The sequence below is a fragment of the Ornithinibacillus caprae genome, assembly GCF_009728145.1.
GTDB classification, from domain to species: Bacteria; Bacillota; Bacilli; order Bacillales; family Amphibacillaceae; genus Ornithinibacillus; species Ornithinibacillus caprae.
In genome coordinates this window covers 443,511-461,629 of the sequence record NZ_WOCA01000001.1, presented here as the reverse complement: position 1 = coordinate 461,629, position 18,119 = coordinate 443,511, and the positions used below count along the sequence as shown (strand labels likewise).

20 protein-coding genes and 1 riboswitch are annotated in these 18,119 nt (G+C 34.4%); of the genes, 1 reads left to right on the top strand and 19 read right to left on the bottom strand.

Annotated elements, in window-relative coordinates; all coding sequences use genetic code 11:
• Positions 1 to 30: 30 nt before the first annotated feature.
• The 6 genes from GMD78_RS02390 to GMD78_RS02365 form a co-directional block, all read right to left on the bottom strand.
• Positions 31 to 609, bottom strand: coding sequence for a genetic competence negative regulator (locus tag GMD78_RS02390; RefSeq protein WP_343042067.1), 579 nt, complete (start codon positions 607 to 609; stop codon positions 31 to 33).
• Positions 610 to 801: 192 nt separating this feature from the next.
• Positions 802 to 1,563: a metallophosphoesterase gene (locus GMD78_RS02385; RefSeq protein ID WP_155666755.1), complete on the bottom strand. Its 762-nt coding sequence runs from the start codon at positions 1,561 to 1,563 to the stop codon at positions 802 to 804.
• Between the two features lie 167 nt (positions 1,564 to 1,730).
• Entirely contained in the window at positions 1,731 to 2,108 is a 378-nt protein-coding gene (locus GMD78_RS02380; RefSeq protein WP_155666753.1) for a hypothetical protein, read from the bottom strand.
• Position 2,109: 1 nt separating this feature from the next.
• Entirely contained in the window at positions 2,110 to 2,688 is a 579-nt protein-coding gene (locus tag GMD78_RS02375) for a CPBP family intramembrane glutamic endopeptidase (RefSeq protein ID WP_155666945.1), read from the bottom strand.
• Positions 2,675 to 4,225 (bottom strand): RecQ family ATP-dependent DNA helicase, encoded by a 1,551-nt coding sequence (locus GMD78_RS02370; protein ID WP_155666751.1) that lies wholly within the window; start codon positions 4,223 to 4,225, stop codon positions 2,675 to 2,677. Before GMD78_RS02370 ends, GMD78_RS02375 begins: the two co-directional genes overlap by 14 nt.
• Entirely contained in the window at positions 4,222 to 5,295 is a 1,074-nt protein-coding gene (locus tag GMD78_RS02365) for a YpbB family protein (RefSeq protein ID WP_196493691.1), read from the bottom strand. Before GMD78_RS02365 ends, GMD78_RS02370 begins: the two co-directional genes overlap by 4 nt.
• A 200-nt stretch (positions 5,296 to 5,495) precedes the next feature.
• On the opposite strand from GMD78_RS02365, the gene GMD78_RS02360 reads away from it, so the two are divergent.
• Positions 5,496 to 5,747 (top strand): ferredoxin, encoded by a 252-nt coding sequence (locus GMD78_RS02360; RefSeq protein ID WP_343042080.1) that lies wholly within the window; start codon positions 5,496 to 5,498, stop codon positions 5,745 to 5,747.
• A 163-nt stretch (positions 5,748 to 5,910) separates the two neighbouring features.
• Here GMD78_RS02360 and GMD78_RS02355 read toward each other — a convergent pair whose 3' ends face one another.
• The 13 genes from GMD78_RS02355 to GMD78_RS02295 form a co-directional block, all read right to left on the bottom strand.
• On the bottom strand, positions 5,911 to 6,423 hold the full coding sequence (locus tag GMD78_RS02355; RefSeq protein ID WP_343042066.1) for an ECF transporter S component: 513 nt from the start codon (positions 6,421 to 6,423) through the stop codon (positions 5,911 to 5,913).
• Between the two features lie 5 nt (positions 6,424 to 6,428).
• Positions 6,429 to 6,848 carry a DUF4430 domain-containing protein gene (locus GMD78_RS02350; protein WP_155666745.1) on the bottom strand — a complete coding sequence of 140 codons (420 nt, stop codon included), beginning with the start codon at positions 6,846 to 6,848 and terminating at the stop codon, positions 6,429 to 6,431.
• Positions 6,849 to 7,002: 154 nt separating this feature from the next.
• Positions 7,003 to 7,181: riboswitch (cobalamin riboswitch) on the bottom strand.
• Positions 7,182 to 7,222: 41 nt separating this feature from the next.
• Positions 7,223 to 8,989: an ATP-binding protein gene (locus GMD78_RS02345; protein ID WP_155666743.1), complete on the bottom strand. Its 1,767-nt coding sequence runs from the start codon at positions 8,987 to 8,989 to the stop codon at positions 7,223 to 7,225.
• The gene (locus tag GMD78_RS02340) at positions 8,989 to 9,705 is read right to left on the bottom strand and encodes a response regulator transcription factor (protein ID WP_155666741.1); all 717 of its coding nucleotides are present in this window, start codon (positions 9,703 to 9,705) and stop codon (positions 8,989 to 8,991) included. The genes GMD78_RS02345 and GMD78_RS02340 overlap by 1 nt, the downstream gene beginning before the upstream one ends.
• A 156-nt stretch (positions 9,706 to 9,861) precedes the next feature.
• Positions 9,862 to 11,061 (bottom strand): c-type cytochrome biogenesis protein CcsB, encoded by a 1,200-nt coding sequence (ccsB, locus tag GMD78_RS02335; RefSeq protein ID WP_155666738.1) that lies wholly within the window; start codon positions 11,059 to 11,061, stop codon positions 9,862 to 9,864.
• Between the two features lie 11 nt (positions 11,062 to 11,072).
• Positions 11,073 to 12,794, bottom strand: a complete 1,722-nt coding sequence (gene resB, locus GMD78_RS02330; RefSeq protein WP_155666737.1) for a cytochrome c biogenesis protein ResB — start codon at positions 12,792 to 12,794, stop codon at positions 11,073 to 11,075.
• Between the two features lie 80 nt (positions 12,795 to 12,874).
• Positions 12,875 to 13,447 (bottom strand): thiol-disulfide oxidoreductase ResA, encoded by a 573-nt coding sequence (resA, locus tag GMD78_RS02325; protein ID WP_155666735.1) that lies wholly within the window; start codon positions 13,445 to 13,447, stop codon positions 12,875 to 12,877.
• 67 nt (positions 13,448 to 13,514) lie between these two features.
• On the bottom strand, positions 13,515 to 14,246 hold the full coding sequence (locus tag GMD78_RS02320; RefSeq protein WP_155666733.1) for a pseudouridine synthase: 732 nt from the start codon (positions 14,244 to 14,246) through the stop codon (positions 13,515 to 13,517).
• An 85-nt stretch (positions 14,247 to 14,331) separates the two neighbouring features.
• Positions 14,332 to 14,862: a spore maturation protein gene (locus tag GMD78_RS02315; protein WP_155666731.1), complete on the bottom strand. Its 531-nt coding sequence runs from the start codon at positions 14,860 to 14,862 to the stop codon at positions 14,332 to 14,334.
• A 1-nt stretch (position 14,863) separates the two neighbouring features.
• Positions 14,864 to 15,448 (bottom strand): nucleoside recognition domain-containing protein, encoded by a 585-nt coding sequence (locus GMD78_RS02310; RefSeq protein WP_155666729.1) that lies wholly within the window; start codon positions 15,446 to 15,448, stop codon positions 14,864 to 14,866.
• Positions 15,449 to 15,450: 2 nt separating this feature from the next.
• On the bottom strand, positions 15,451 to 16,554 hold the full coding sequence (locus tag GMD78_RS02305) for a D-alanyl-D-alanine carboxypeptidase family protein (protein ID WP_155666727.1): 1,104 nt from the start codon (positions 16,552 to 16,554) through the stop codon (positions 15,451 to 15,453).
• A 150-nt stretch (positions 16,555 to 16,704) separates the two neighbouring features.
• On the bottom strand, positions 16,705 to 17,304 hold the full coding sequence (scpB, locus tag GMD78_RS02300) for an SMC-Scp complex subunit ScpB (RefSeq protein ID WP_343042065.1): 600 nt from the start codon (positions 17,302 to 17,304) through the stop codon (positions 16,705 to 16,707).
• A 2-nt stretch (positions 17,305 to 17,306) separates the two neighbouring features.
• Positions 17,307 to 18,047, bottom strand: coding sequence for a segregation/condensation protein A (locus GMD78_RS02295; RefSeq protein WP_155666725.1), 741 nt, complete (start codon positions 18,045 to 18,047; stop codon positions 17,307 to 17,309).
• Positions 18,048 to 18,119 lie beyond the last annotated feature (72 nt).

The following is an 18,119-nucleotide window of genomic DNA, read 5'->3' as shown; positions in this document are numbered from 1 at the left end:
ATTTTTATTAGTATAACAACGTTTAAGTATTTAATTAAATGTACGCATAATTTGTTTTACTGCGTTTGTGTCCATAATTACCTTACCATATTCCATTAACCTGTACGACGTGACGATACTCGGTGAAGAAAACTCCGACATGATTGCAATTACATCTTCTTTATTGTTATTTTTTAATTCATTAGCCTGTAACAACATGTAATATCGATCGTTCATATAAAATAAGCGTCCACCGTCAATAGATAATGATGATAAATAAGCAGCGACTTGAATTACATTTTCAATGTCATCAAAAGAAAAGATTAATTCTTTACTTTCATTAAGCGTAACCTTCATTTCAATGAAATCCTCATCCCAATCTATATTATCAAATTTTTGTGTTACGGTAACGTGAAGACCTTGTGCCTGCATTAAATGGACGTTTACAAGCAGTCTCCCCTCTAATTCTAACCCTAATTCTGAACTAGCTTCATACATCATATCACTAAATAAATTACGGACACCTGTTGCATCATACCATAAATCCTCTTGTGTAAAACCACGTTCCACAAGATCATCAAACGTTAAAAAGATCGTAAATTGGTTATCGGACATTCTTTCAATACGCACAAAGCATCCTCCTTAGACTTGACCTTATGTTATATGAAACCTTGTTTCCTTATCCGCTTTTTATAACAAGATATAGCAATCACCTGAAATAGCTTCATACTTAGTTATAGTATATGCAATTCTACTAATTGTTGTTTAGTTATTTTTAAGAATATGATTCGTTTTTGCTATCCTTTATAAGTTATCTACTTTCTAATTACGATCTAAAGTTAAGACATGACATTCTGCTTTTGTTCCAAAGCGAAAAGGGAGTAATGTATATCCATAACCCTCACTTATTAAAATTTTAGTGGAACGATATTCCTTAAAGCTGCCTTTTTCATAAAACCCAATCGGACCAATACGAATTTGTCCCCCATGAGTATGGCCAGCAAGAACAAGATGAATATTATTTTGAGACATACTATCTAACAAATAGAAATCATCTGGTCGATGTGTTAGTAAAACAAGATAATCACCTTTTGACTCTATAGAGTTAATGTCGTAAGTTGTTTCCATATAAGGATTGTATTCAAGACCTATTAAACTAAGTATATGCCCTTCTTTTTGTATATGTACATAAGAGTTATTTAAAATTGTAACACCCTCGTCCTGGAGTAATTGCGACAATTTATCTGGTTGAACTTCAAAATCATTATTCCCCCAAACGAAATAAATAGGGGCACCCCATCTTTTTAGTTTTTTCACATTCTTCCTTGTTCTAGAAAAAGGAACTTTTTTCTCTGTAAGGTCTCCACCTATAATTACTACATTAATGTTTTGATTAATTTGATCAAGCGTTTCATTCTTAATTTTTCGTCGATGGATATCTGAAATAAAAAATATCTGAAACTGTTGAAACGGTTTAGGCAGTCGATCGTCTAAAATCGTTCGAAATTCAACTATATCATGATGAGCCTTATACATCATGTATAAAATCACCAATAATACTACAGTAAAAAGGAATATAATCATTTGGTTAATCTCCCTTTTGCGTTCAGCATATTCGAAAATTTGTCTTTTGCCTGGCCATTGTTGCAAATGGCTTAGTAGTACTTATACAGGATAGACGGCGTTCTTTTCTGAAAATAAAAAGCCACCTATGTGGCTTATGCATACATTAAACATATAAAAAATATATGCTAAACGTTAAAAAAATCTAAGATTTCTTTACTCCAGATGAACCATGAAACAAGACCAATTACGATTATGCATACAATTAACAACCGTATCAGAGGTCTGCCAATTTTAAAATGAAATTTACCCTTTTTGTCACCGTGAATTTCTTTTCGAGGTGGTAAATTTAAAATATCAATACTTTCTCTTTCCGTTGTCTCTGAACCATTATTAGTACTAAGTTCATCTATAGTTTCTTCAGCCTTATCTTCTTCCTTAACACCTGTAGTTTCATTAACTTCTTGGGCTTCTTTTGTAGTTTCATCAGTTTGTTGTTCAACTTCTGCAAAAAGGGTACGTAGCTGCTCAGCCTGGTCTTCCTTATCATTTATTGTTCTATTCATTTTATTCCTCCCCCCAGCCATTAAAACGAATAAATAATCCTAATAAAAAGTCAATGAAAAAATGACAGGTTATAGTAACGAGTAAATTACCTGTAATTTCAAATATATATCCGATATAAAAACTCAAAATCAATATAGAAATTAATAAAACAGGTCTCTTTAAATAACGAAAATGAACGAGAGCAAATATAGTACTTGCAATTAAATATCCAAACGTAGTCTGGATCACTCCCCTAAAGAGAAGCTCTTCCGCAACGGAAATAAGTAATGTAAAAAACAGGATTTCATTAAATGATGAGTTACTGAATAGTCGTTTATTAATTCCTCCATCATCATACATTCGACTCGGAAAAACACGAATGAGTATCAAATCAATGATGACCACAACTATACCAGATATGACACCATATAAAAGAATATCTCTACTATTCCATCTAAAATAGCTCGTCCAATCTGTAATATGTTCAAACAAAAATAAACTCAATCCTAAAGCAAGCAGAATAAACAATAGCTGAGATAAAATTAATGAGCGCTTTAGATCTTGATCAGATATTTGCTGAAGTAATTCACTTTGTTTCATTAGTTTCTCCAATTAAGAATAATTTTTTTAACTTTTCCTCCCAGTTCAGCCCCCTTTGCTCTACAGCAGTCGTTTGTTCCGGATTCCAATCATGAAAAGAAAAACCGCAATTACTACAGCACTGCTCTATAGGGGGGGAATAGCTAGTTTGGAAATTTCTATATAAATTTTCGCGTAAACAACCATTTGAATTCATCCAAGAAATCATTTCTCTTATTTTTCCTTCTTTAACCGTGATTCGCTCTCTCCGAAGCCAGTTTATTGTATGAAAAGCGTCTGTCCAACGCTCTTTTTCATAGAGAACAACATTATTTTTATCTATCATATCATGATTTTCCAATTGGTAGTAAAGAAATCTCCACTGTGTTTCGGTAAATTCTAGTTGTTCTGAAATATGTTCAAGATTTAACGGTTGATTGTTCTTTAATTTACTATTCTCAATTAGATTAAAAAATGAACGTAGCTGATCTTCAGAAGGAAGTTCTTGCTGGACCATATGCCAAGGTATATACTCATCACTTTTAGAATATAACAATAGGCTGATACTCGAACCCCCATCTCTTCCCGCTCTTCCAATCTCCTGAATATAAGATTCAATTTGGGAAGGAAAATGATAATGAATAACTAAACGAATATTATTTTTATTAATTCCCATGCCAAATGCACTCGTACAACAAATTACATCTAATTGATTATTCATAAATTGTTGCTGAATTGTAATTCGATCCATTTGTTCCATCCCACCATGATAGAATGCTACACGAAGATAGGGAAGCTTTTCCGAGAGGAACATTGAAAGTTGTTCAGTGGTCTGTCTACTAGAAAAGTAAATTAGTGTCGGAACTCTTCTATTTGATAAAATGTTTACTATTACTTCTTGCTTCTCTTGGTTATCCGACACTTCTTTAACCGCTAAAGTAATATTGTTCCGGTCCATTGGATGTATATGTTTGACTATATTTGGCCGATCCAACACATTAATAATGTCATCTTGAACCGTTTTAGTTGCAGTGGCACTAAGAGCTAGCAAGGTAGGATTCCCTAGTTCCCTTACAACATCCCTTAGCTTTAGGTAATCAGGACGGAACTCATGTCCCCACTGGGAAATACAATGTGCCTCATCAATTACAAATAGGCTGATATCACACTTCTTTAACTGTACGATTGTCTCATTTTGTTGCAAAAGTTCAGGTGAAACATAGATTAATTTATATTTATGCAGCTTCCGATAGATTTCTCTTCTTCTCTTAGGTTCCATGAAGCTATTTAGCGCTATTACTTCCTTAAAGCTAGTAGCCTTCAATTGCTTTACTTGATCTTCCATCAAAGATATTAACGGAGAAACGACGATCGTTATTCCTTCTAATAGCTTTGCAGTTAATTGATAACAAATAGACTTTCCTGAACCAGTAGGTAATACACCAAGAACATCCTTCTCGCTTAGTACATCCTGGATGATTTCTTTTTGTCCCGTTCGAAAAGAAGGGTAGTTAAAATATCGTTGCAATTCTACTTCAAGATCTATGTCTTTTATCATTTTATTTCACCCATTTTACTAAATATTTGAGATTGTGATAATACAAGACGGATTTGAAAATAGCTAATATCATCACTTACTGCGTCTTTAATATCCTTTAATTTCATCGAGTTTAAATTTGCAATTGCTGCTAAAATTTCCGATTCTGTTTGTTGGTCAACATACGTTCGAATTGGGAAGAAACGATCATATAAGGAGATTTCAACTAGATGATCATGAATGGTATTAATTTTTAACCCTCTTATCTCTGCAATCTGTTCGATACTATACTGCTTAAGTAATAATTGATGTGTTGCCTTTGCTGTATTCGTAATAAAATGTTGTGTAGATATGTCTTTTAAAAATACTGGTAGAATGCGAAATCTATTTTTATTCGTTTCTACTATTGTAAGGATACGATGAATGATTGCTTCAAATAATAGACGTACGTCTTCTACTGACATATCATACTTTTGTGTTAATTGCTCTATACTTAAACCATAATAATTATAGCTTGTTATTCGGTCTACAAAAAGTGATGCTTCGGTTGTTTTAAATTGATTTAATACATAGCTTAACTCATGATATAAATCTGATAAAATGATTTGTTCCGTAGCCTTTGTTTTTTTATAGATATATTTAACCCATTGAGTGATGGATTCTTTATCTACAATCGGAATAAAAGAAAAATTTTTCATTTTACTATTTGCAAATGTTTGGATAAAAAGTAGTAACCGTTCAAAGAAAACGTTACTTACACCATGATAGGTTAACCCCTTATAATACGTAAAAGGTATTTTTTCTTCTTGTTGTTCCAGCCATTTTCTTCCCATCTCGGTAACATAAAATAACTCTTTATGATTCGATTCAAGGACTATATAATTGCTTTTTATAAGTACTCTTATAGTTAGGTTAAATGAATCCTTACGTAAAGTAGGATGAATTCCATAAAAATTCTCGAGGTGAAATAATCTAGCATCATGAATCGTCTGGATTGATTTTTTACCTTTTAGCAAATGAAATATTCCTGACAATGTACGCTCACCTTGCATATGCAAGCCACTTTTTAAAATGAGACTATCAATATACAATTTACAAACTCCTCTACCATTATAACTAGCGTGCTTACGTTCTATTAATATCATACCATGATTTGGGCTATTGAAATGAATGAATAAGCGTTTTACAATAAATAAAGGGAAATGTTTTAAAAAATCATGGCATTCGCCAAGCCTTTATGGTGATCGCCTTAGTTGCATTTAAGCAAGATAGGAGGCTTTGTTCCTTGACGATTAAATATACAATTATTGATAAAGATACCTGTATCGCTTGTGGGGCATGTGGTGCAGCTGCTCCTGATATATATGATTATGATGATGAGGGTCTTGCCTTTGTCGCTTTAGATAATAACAAAGGCATAGCTAGTATACATGAGGATTTGGAGGACGATGTCTTAGATGCATTTGAAGGTTGCCCAAGTGACTCTGTCAAAGTATCCAATAAGCCATTTCATGGAGATCCACTAAGATTTGAAGATGATTAAATCTTATTAAAGAACCTAGTATAAAACTAAAGCACTCTACTCTACAGACGAATGTTCAGTGGAAGGTTTAGGGTGTTATATTTTACGGTTGAATCATGCTTACGCAATACTCAAAAATCCGAACTAATAGTTCGGATTTTTCATTGAATAATACACTATGATCTTAGCTTCTTTGTATGTTGAACCGATCTTTTGAGTATCTTTTTAAGAAATACGTAAATATTGGATAAAATAAAATAATAAATAATGCATTGCCAATAGCATGGTTCGTGTCAAATGCTAAACCAGCTAAATAGTAAGGGAGAAACTTCCCAGTAATTTGATATTGCGTTAATGAGATAATGAATCCATAAAAATATCCACTTATAATGGAAAAGATAACAATAATATATATCGGAATATTTCTAAAAAAATTCCCTAGTACACCACTTGCAATTCCAATTATAGACCATGAAACAATTTGCCATATAGTCCATATTCCCATACCAAGTAACATATTTGATAAAAAAGTAGTCAGTAAGGCTAATAATATGGCTGCTACTGGACCTAATAAGATTCCACAAATAATAATCATCGCTGTAACAGGTTGTATATTAGGTATAAATGATAAGGTGATCCTCCCAACAACTGCAATAGCTGCTAATAGAGCGATTAAGGTTAACTTATACGTATTCACCTAGATTACCACGCTTGAAAATCAAAGGTAATTTCTTCTCCTGGAGTTAATTCGTACTCATTCGCTCCAACAGATGACATCTCTCCATCTACAAAATACATCCAAGCCTTTTGCTCATTTTCTTCAGGAGCAATGCCTTCAATGGAGGTAATGAAGCCACCTTCTTCCTCAACATCAAAGTGTTCCTTCATGACATCAAGTAAAATGTCACCTTCATTAATTGATATTTCTTCTTCAGCGATAACTTCTTCCCCTTCATCCTTAGAAAGAACTATTACCACTGATTCTTCTACTTCAGATACATTATTTTCCTCATTCTTTGCTGAATCGGTAGTAGCATCGTCATCTGAACCATCTGCACCACAACCTGTTACAAGACCAATTATAATTAGTAATGCAAATAATTTTACATACCATTTACTCATGTAGCATCCTCCTATTTTTGTATATTTGAGGATTCTAGTACTAATAAAAAAACTAACTCAATGATAGAGTTAGTTTTTGGACAATCGACACAAATGCATAAAAATAAATTTTTATGTTGTTCGGTCGTCTCAATAGTCCTATCCTCGGGATCATTGACACATTTAGAAATTGGCAGGTCTACTGACTTGTGATCTTCACCTACTTTAAGCCCTTCCCGTATGAACACATACAGTGGCAATGCTTATTTCGTATATCACTTACAGTTGCGAGGACAGTTCCAGAATTTCACTGGATTCCCTATTATGAAAAACACCAATTCCTAATATTGTATTCAATCTTCTATTATATTATCATAAAATTACTAAATTACAACCTACTCTTGGTTGTTCGGAACGATAAAATTAAATGTGGTACCAATGTTAACTTTACTATTAACTGTTATCTTCCCTTTGTGAGCCTCAATAATATTTTTGACAATAGCAAGTCCTAGGCCAGTCCCCTTTTGCTTATCATTTCGAGTACGAGATTTATCAGCCTTATAAAATCTTTCAAACACAAATGGTAGATCTTCTTCTGGAATTCCACTACCACTATCTTCAATTGAAACGCTTAACTCAGCATTTTTATTCTCAACTATGACTTTAACATACCCACCCTTACTCGTATGACGGATGGCATTATCAATTAAATTCGTAAAGACTTGTTCGATACGATCTGGATCACAATTCACCGTAGGAAATATTAAATTTTTATCAATTTCTAGATTTACTTGATTTTCTTCTGCAACACCTTTGAATTTTCGAATAATGCGATTGATATATGGATCGACATCGATCGTTTCTTTATTTAATTGAATATGTCCTGCTTCCATCCGTGCAAGATCAAGTAATTCGTTCACTAACCGACTAAGTCTTAATGACTCCTCATATATTATTTGCGCTAATTCATTTTTCTCTTCTTTCGATTCTGCTATATCATCTACAATAGCTTCACTATAGCCCTGTAACATGGAAATTGGCGTTCTCAATTCATGAGAAACATTTGCAATAAAATCTTTTCGTAATTTATCTAAACGTCTTTCTTCTGTCATGTCCCGAATAACTGCTACTGCTCCGCGTACATACGATTGATCATATAGAGGAGTCATTATCATTACATAACTTCTTCCCTGTAAACTGATTTCCTCTAGTATTTCTTTTTCTCCTTGAATAACTTCCTGTAAAATACTATTTAGCTCACTAGGGAGTTTATGATCCTTGTCAGTTATTGGCGTATTGTTCTCAAAATACCAATCTTCCAAAAATCGTTCTGCTGGAGGATTTGTTACAATCATTTCTCCATTTCTACTCAAGGTTACAACACCATCAGCCATTGAACTAACAATACTAGATAATTGTTCTTTTTCCTGATGCAGTGCATTTATATGGAATTTCAATTGCCTACCCATTCGGTTAAAGGCCATTGCTAATTCACCAATTTCATCGTAGGTTAGAATCGGAACCTTTGTATTAAATTCTCCCCTTGTTAAATCTAAAGCTGCTTCTCTCATTTTGATTAATGGAGAAGTGATCCTAGTTGATAAAAAGAAAGCAAAGATTATTGTTAATACAGTAGCAATACCAGCTGCGAGTAGAATAATTTTAGTTGTTTCTGCCTTTGTTTGATCAACGACCTCTAAGGATTGATAAACAAATACAGCTGCTTGCTCATTTTCAATGGGTGTACCTACCACCATTGCCCCTTGCTCGTTCTCGGGAATATCAATTTGTTCACTAATACTATGGTTATTCGTTAATACCTGCTGCAAATATCCTTGTTCTTCGAGCCACTTCTCATTCATATAGCTTAATATAGGTTCGCTAGTATCAGAGAACCATATCAAATCATCCGGAAATGATATCACAACTTGACTAGCAGGATCCTTTACACGTTCCGTTGTTTCATATATTAATGATCGATCTTCATGATTTTCCACCATAACTGAAACTTTTGTAGCAGTTTGCATCATATCTTTTTCTGCTTCTTGAATATGAAAATTTTCAAAGAACTCTAGTAATAAAATCGTTAAAATAAATAATACAAAAGAAACTAGCAAAAATATGGTTATTGCTAGTTTCCCTACCACACTACGCCAGAACATTAGACATCATCTACCTCAAATTTATATCCAACTCCCCAGACCGTCACAATCATCTTGGCAGCTTCTTTAGAAACCGTATTTAGCTTTTCACGCAAACGTTTTACATGTGTATCTACTGTACGTAAATCACCAAAAAATTCATATTGCCACACTTCTTTTAATAGATGCTCCCGATTAAAGACCTTATCTGGAGCTTTTGCTAAAAAGCAAAGAAGCTCATATTCTTTTGGTGTTAAACTTACCTCTTTCCCATCAGCCGTAACACGATGCGCATCATGATCAATTGTTAAATGAGGAAATACAAGTAGGTTTTTGGTTTGTGCATCCGCTTCGTTAAAAGAGGCAGTAGTTGATCTTCTAAGAATTGCTTTAACTCGAAGAACAACTTCTCTTGGACTAAAAGGCTTTACAATGTAATCATCTGTTCCCACTTCAAATCCTTGAACACGATTAGCCTCTTCCCCCTTTGCTGTTAACATTACTACTGGAGTGTTTTTCTCTTTTCTAAGCTCTTGACAAACTTCGATTCCATCCATTTCGGGCATCATTATATCTAATAATATAACATCATAATCATTGTTTAACGCCATTTCTAAGGCATCAGTTCCATTATCTGCCTCTTCAATCGTAAAATCCTCTCGCTCTAAATACATTCGAATTAATCTACGGATTCTTTCTTCATCATCAACAACTAGTATTTTAGCATTTGCATCCATTTATATCCCCCTTTAACCATCATAACTATAGTATATACGATTCAATACGATAAGTATAAGAAAAACACGACATCTTAATTGTTAATGATGTCATGTTTTTACAGTATTTTATCCTGCACATTACTGGTGTATGCCCCACATTGATGGAAGATATCTTTATGCGTAGGAATGAAGTCCAGCTAAAATAAGATTTACCGCAATAAGGTTAAACATTATTATAGCAAAACCTCCAACTGCTAACCAAGCAGACTTCTCGCCATGCCATCCGCGAGAAAGTCGTAGGTGTAAAAATGCGGCATAGAAGAACCAAGTAATTAAAGCCCATACTTCTTTTGGATCCCAGCCCCAGAATCTACCCCAGGCTTCTTGTGCCCAGATAGCTGCAAATATTAATCCACCTAATGTAAATACCGGAAATCCGATAGCAACAGCACGATACGTTATTTCATCTAATAAGTCTAATTTGACGTTTTTAAGGAGTGGTTGAATAGCTGCACCAATACGTTTTCTTAGTATTAATAACACCAATCCATAGATAATTGTACCTGTTATAAAGGACCAAACTAGAGTATTAAATTTTTTCCCAGCATCTGCTCCGTGCATCCATGCTGGAGTTTCAAACCATGGTTCCATAACACCTTCTGTTAGTAAAATCCCTTCATTTGGACCTGCGAGTGCTGGTAAGTTGTATTCAGTTGTATATGTTTTAGAACCGTTCTTGTATTCAAATGACGCACTATAGTCCATTGTATTAAACGTTGTTGTAATAACAACAAACCCTATAAATAAAACTAATGAATATAGTACTGCTTCTAAACTAAAATTTCTCCAGTTTAATTGACTTTGATCAATATGTTTAATTAAATAGATGACACCTGTTACAAAACTGATAGCCAATATCCCTTGCCCCAGGGATACTGTTGTTACATGAATATATAGCCAGTGGCTTTGTAACGATGGTACTAATGGTGATACTTCTGTTGGAAACATACTTGCATAAGCAATAATAATTAAAGCTACCGGCAAAGCAAACAGTCCAAGTACAGTAAGTTTATAAATAAAATAGATAAAGATAAACGCCAGTACAATGGTCATGCCGAAAAACGTCATAAACTCGAATAGATTACTTACTGGTGCGTGTCCACTGGCAATCCATCTTGTAATAAAATACGTCAATTGAGCAATAAACCCAGCGATAGTTAAGCTAATTCCTATCTTGGCTGCTACGCCTTTGGAGCCTTTACTCGTTGATGTATGTTTATCCCTGATCGTAAAGCCAAAGAAGAAAGTAGCAATTAAATATAGTATAAACGCTGTGTAAAGCATTGTACTACTAAAGCTTATTAGATTACCCATATACATCCTCCTTATTCATCCAATTCCTGCTGGTCATCAACCATTTTAATATTCGTATTTTCAATGGAATTTTCGATTTCTTTTTTAATTCCAAACCAATTTTTATTTGTATGCGCAGCAAGCATTAGACCTTTTTCTGTAGGTCGAATCCAAACTCTACGATGTTGCCAATACATACCTTGAACGACACCGATCATAAAGATCAGTGCACCTACTCCAAAGAATGGAAGTGAGTGATCTTTACGTATGGATAGTCCACTTACACGATGAAAATCCATGTCTTGAATACTAATTTTATACTCATTTTCACCTGTAGCATCAAGATTCGTTGCAAACTGTCCTAATACTTCTCCCATAGGGTTAAGCTCTACCGCTTCGGTATTTATTCCCAAAGCTTCTGCAGCACTTATAACATCACCAACGAAACTTGTTTCTGATTCATCCGAGTTTGGAGGATATAACTTGAAAATAAACGTTGGATTTCTAGGAAATTGTGTTTCTGTTTTAGGACCTGTACTGTCTAAATAGAAGTCAGGGAAAAATTCATTAATCTCAACTTTAAAACCATTATCTAATTCATATTCCGCTTTTGGATCAGTGACATCAATGGTAAACTCTGCCAACGGTTCACCATCTTCATTTTCTATTTCCTGTATAGTAAATGTCATTTGATTTACTTCATTTAATTGGTAGCCAGATTGATAAATTTTATAACCTTCGAATTCAAGTGGGTGATTCATTCGAATTTCATCTTCGGTCACTTTTTCTAATTGAGCTTCTGCTCCAGTTACCACATCTTCTGATTGTTTATAGACAATCGCATTTGTCTGGAAATTACTCGGCACCATGGTTCCTTGTTTCTCAAGTGCAGCCTTAAAGCGATCGTCATTTTCATCATATAAATCTAAGATGAACCCTTTATTTTCAATAAAATATTCACTTTTTGTTCCAGGAATTACCTTTTGTTCGCCTTCACGAACCCATAAATATTCATTTGTATAAAATAACGGTGTTGAACGAAGTAATGCAGCTAATAAAATTATAATTAAGCCTATATGGTTTACATATGGACCCCAGCGTGAAAACCTTCCTTTTTCAGCTAGCACATGTCCATTTTCCTCATTTATTTTATACCGTTGAGCTTTCAAGCTATTAATCACTTTTTGTTTTTCTTCTTCTGTAACTTCTTCTGTTTCACTAAATAGACGTTGTCTGCTTAAAAAAGAATGATGTCGTTGTGGCTTTTGCTTTTTTAATGCTTTATATAGTGGGACGAACCTGTCCAAGCTACAAATTACTAAAGATACTCCAATTAGTGCTATTAATATCAAAAACCACCAGGAACTAAATAGATTATGAAATCCTAGTTGATAATAGATTTGCCCTAAAATCCCGTATGCGTCCTGATAATATACGGCAGGATCACGGGAAACGGCATCTATAGGTATGTACTGTTCTTGTGGAAAAATAGTACCAACAGCTGAAGCGACAAGCGCTATAACGATTAACCATACTCCAACTTTAACAGAGGAGAAAAAACTCCATATTTTATCTACAATGGACTTGTTATAGGTTTGTGAGCGTCTAGCTGTACCATCATAGCGCATATTTAATAATCTTTTATTATCATTGCCGTCAATATGTTGGTTTCCTTCTATTGGTTTCCCACATGATTCGCAAAGGACTGTCCCTTCCGGATTCACATGACCACAATCACACTTTATGTTCTTCATTAATATCCCTCACTGGTTTGTTTAATTGTTTCTAGGAGAACACTACTAACCGACCGCTTTTATGTTCAAAAGATCAATTCTTATTCTGGTAATATTTCTTGGAAATACCCCTCTAACTTTTCTAATGTTAAACCACCCTCAACCTTCTCTACAATTTCCCCGTCAGGGCTAATGAAGTAGGTTGTTGGCATTGGTCCAATCTTGTATAAATCGGATACGACTCCTTTGTTGTCAAAAGGAACTGGAAATGTAAGTTCGTACTTATCAATAAATTGCTTAACATTAAGTCTTGTATCATTTAAATCTACAGCAATAATTTCAATGCCTTTTTCTTTATATTTCGGGTAAAGTTCCTGCATATATGGCATTTCTGCTTCACAAGGTGGACACCAAGTTCCCCAAAAGTTAAGCATAACACCTTTTCCTTCATAATCACTTAGTCGAATCGTTTCTATTTCGTTATTATGATTAATTTGTTCCAATTGAAAATCTGGTGCTTGATCACCGACTCGATATATCGTATTATCCTTATCCATATTGGAAACTAGTGCATAGATAATAGCAACAAGCATAACAGCAAGGATGACCGTTCTAAAAATAAAACGATTTCGTTTTTTCTTTATCTTATTGGACTTTCTTTCATCCAGACTCATACACATCACTCCCTGCTCAAGTATACCACTTAGACACGATGTAAAATTTGTCTATTCTTCAACAATTTCATTTCGACGCCAAATTACGCATCTGATTAACTTCCTTAGGTGATAATGGTCGAATATCACCTGCAGTCATACCATCTAGTGTCAAAAGACCATAACGCTCCCGTTTAAGCTTTAAAACAGGATAACCTAATTGCTCCATCATTCTTCTCACATGTCGATTCTTTCCTTCTCTTAACGTTAACTCCAATATCATGGAATTTTTCTTTTTATCAGTAGAGAGTACTTTATAACGGATGACTTTTAATACATCATTTTTATCTTTAACACCTTTCAAGAGCTTTTTTAATTCCTCTTTACTTGGGATGCCTTTTATTTTTGCAACATATACTTTCTCTACCCCATGTTTAGGATGCATTAAAAGATTCGCAAATTCACCATCATTTGTTAATAGAAGGATTCCAGATGTATCATAGTCAAGTCTGCCTATTGGAAAAATCCTCTCAGGCACCTCTGGGAAAAAGTCTGTTACCACCTTTCTACCTTTATCATCACTAACACTTGAAATAACTCCACGAGGTTTATACAACATATAATATACAGGTAATTCCTTTTCTAATTGAACTCCCTCTACCTCTATCTTGTCATTGGGAGAAACCTTTGTCCCTAACTCTGTTACAACTTTATCGTTTACTTTTACTTTTCCATCTACAATTAACTGTTCCGCTTTTCTTCTTGAAGTTACTCCACTTTGAGCAATCACTTTTTGTAATCTTTCTAATGAATTAGTCATATTATCACCATACAATCTTTTATTTTTGCTATTATGTCTAAACACAATAATAGCGTTAACCTTATGTTAACGCTACTTTAACGTTTTATCCAAATACAATTGTAACAACTACGATTGATGCTATTATACCAACAATATCAGCTAATAGTCCAACCTTTAGCGCATAGCCCATTTTCCTAATTCCAACTGCGCCAAAATAAATGGTTAATATATACAATGTTGTATCCGTACTTCCTTGCATAGTTGATGCTAATCTTCCGATAAAAGAGTCTGGCCCATGTGTTTCAATTAATTCTGTAGTCATTCCAAGCGCAGCAGTACCTGAGATTGGCCTAACAAGTGCAAGTGGTATGATATCTGGCGGAATACCGAGCAGTGTAAGTATTGGGGATATTAAATTGATAAACGCCTCTAATGCACCAGAACTTCTTAAGATGGAAATGGACACGATCATACCTACTAAAAAAGGAAGTAAAGAGAATGCCATTTTCACACCCTCCTTTCCTCCTTCAACAAATAATTCGTAGGCTGGTATTTTCCTCCACGATGCAACAAGTAATACCAGCAAAATAAAACAAGGGATAAGCCATGTGCTAATCATTGTTATGATACCCATACTATTTCCTCCACTTACTCTTATAGTAAAAAAATCGATCTATTAATAAGGCACTAATTGAGGAAATGGTTGTAGCTATGATAGTAGTGCCGACAATCTCAGTAGGTGAAAGCGAATTGTATTGCATCCTAATTGCAATAACAGTAGTAGGAATAATTGTAAGACTAGAAGTGTTTAACGCTAAAAATGTAATCATTGATCTTGATGCCGTATCTGTTCCACTTAACTCCTTCATTTGTTCCATTGCTTTAATTCCCATAGGGGTAGCAGCATTTCCAAGTCCAAAGATATTTGCAGTAATGTTTGACAGGATATATCCAATTGCTGGATGATCTTTTGGTATTTCTGGAAAAATCTTTACAATAACTGGTCTAAATAATTTGGAAAGCACCCGTAAAATTCCTGCTTTTTCAGCGATTTTCATAATCCCAAGCCAAAATACCAATACACTGATTAGGCCAATGGATAAATTAACAGCATCATTCGCACTTTCGAAAATAGCTTCATTTACTTGATCCATTGTGCCGTTAATCATGGCATAAAAAATTCCAATGATTGCCATACAAGCCCAAATTATATTTACCATAGTTAACTCAACCTAATAAATCTTTTTAGTACAGATATAACATCATCAAAGATCGTTTCTTGTTCTTGACTTACCTCAACGTGAAAAATAGGTACTTCTGTTATTGGCTCGGAATCCAAGTAAACGATAGATTTTCCGATTATCTCTTCACCGGAATCTACTTTGTTTTCTACTAGAAAACGTTTTTTATCTAGCTTACCTTTTTCCTCTTCTGTTAATGGATACAACCTATCTGAATGAATATAACCTACAACAGGTTCATCTGATTCTTCTACCTTAAACTGTATTTCTCCTTCAGATGCAATCGATTCCATCTCATAATTGTCAAATCCCCAATCAAACATCTTCATATGATCACGCCAGTCATCAGGCGCATTAAATGTAACAGCAATTAATTCCATGCCATCCTTACTTGCACTAGAAACTAACGTTCTACCAGCTGCTTTCGTAAATCCTGTCTTTCCACCAGTACAATATTCATAGAACATCGTAAGTAACTTGTTTTTGTTTTGCCAGCTATATGATCTACTCTCGGATTTATAAGATGTAGTACTTGTGATCTTTTGAAAATGTTCATTGTTCATGGCCTGTCTCATGAGCAATGCCATATCATAGGCGGTAGAATAATGTTCTTCTCCATCTAAACCATGTGGATTTTCAAAGCTAGTATTCGTCATTCCTAGCCACTTTGCTTTTTCATTCATTAAATGAACAAAACCTTCTACACTACCTCCAATATGTTCACTTATTGCAACAGCAGCATCATTTCCTGATCTGAGCATTAAACCGTACACAAGGTCCTCTAATTTTATTTTTTCTCCCGGCTTTAAATAAATGGAAGAGCCCTCTGTATATACTGCACGCTCACTAACAGTAACTGTCTCATCAAGTTTTCCAGATTCTACAGCAAGAAGCGCTGTCATAATTTTAGTCGTACTAGCAATTAATTCTTTTTCATGTGCCTGCTTTTCGAAAAGTACTCTACCAGTATTCTTCTCTATTAATATCGCATTTTGAGCAGATACACTTGGACTTGCTTGTCCAATTACAGGGAACGAAAAAGTAAAGATTAACAGCGTAATCAAAATAGTTGCAAGGAACCGCATGTATTTTCCTCCTACAGTTTTTATGTATCTGAATATATTTTATGCTCGTCTACTGGTGATATGATTATTTTCCCCATTAAGCCAAATAAAAAAATCCGTTCCCACATATGTGATACGGATTTGTTAAAGGTAAATAGTGTTGCTTTTATCTTAATTTTGATTAGTTGAATCTGTTTCCATTTGATTAAAACGTTCGAAGAATAGGTCTGCTTCATGTTCTAATTCTTCTGTGTCTAAATTGTCTTGTAGTGGTGGTAGCTCATCTAAGGAGGTCAAGCCAAAGTACGTTAAGAAATCTTTAGTAGTTCCAAATAAAACTGGCCTACCCGCACCTTCTCTTCTCCCAACCTCTTCTATTAGGGATCTAGCAATTAAGGTTTGCACGGGGCGATCACTTTTCACACCTCTTATTTCTTCAATTTCAGTTCTGGTAATTGGTTGCTTATAAGCAATAATTGCCAGTGTCTCAAGTGCTGCCTGTGACATTCGGCTAGCCTGTGGCGTTTCTAATAACTTTTTAAAATACTCACTGTGTTCTGGCTTCGTCGTTAAATGATACACCTCATGTGATTTCATTATCATAATACCACGTGTAACATGCTCATAATCATACTTCAGTTCTTCAATTAAATGCTCTACTGCTTCTTCGGTAATATCCAAGATTTTAGATGTTTGCTTTACCGTAATGCCCTCATCACCGCTTGCAAATAATAGCCCTTCTAAAACTGCCTTCAGTTCCTTCATTTCCACGATTAATCCCCCACATAATATACAAATAATGAATCAAAATGATTCTTCTGTTTACAAGTAACTTCATTCTTTTTCATTAACTCTAATAAAGCTATAAATGTAACGACAATATGTGAACGGGTTTTATGAGTAAACATATCATCGAAATAAATCCCGTCGCGTGCTACTTTTACAAGATGTAAAATTTCAACCATTCTTTGTTCAATCGGAACCCCGCTACGTTGAACACTTGTTTCTAAAGGAGCCTTCCATTTTTTTCGTTCAAGCATTTTTCCTAAAGCACCTAACATATCATAAATAGAAATATCACCTTGTTCGATAACTGGAGCCTTCGAAAACTCCTCTGTATCAAAAGATAACGGTGCCCTCGTAAAAATTTGATTGGAATCAACTTCTTTTTCCTTCAACTGCTCTGCTGCCTGCTTATACTTTCGATATTCAATCAAACGTTGCATTAATTCCTCACGTGGATCTTCCTCATATTCATCAGATTCATCGGTTATTTCTTGCTTAGGTAGGAGCATTTGACTTTTAATAGCAAGAAGCGTTGCAGCCATTACTAAATACTCACTTGCTATATTTAACTCCAAGCGTTGCATGGTATGAATATATTCCATGTATTGTTCTGTAATCTGTGCAACAGGGATATCATAAATATCTATTTCATAACGATTGATCAGATGCAATAATAAATCAAGCGGCCCCTCAAACGTATCCAATTTAACTTTATATGCTTGATTCATTGTCATCTTCCTTTCCAAAAATCAACTTTAGAAAACTCTGCTTTTGCCAAACTTTTATAGAAAAAGCCTTAG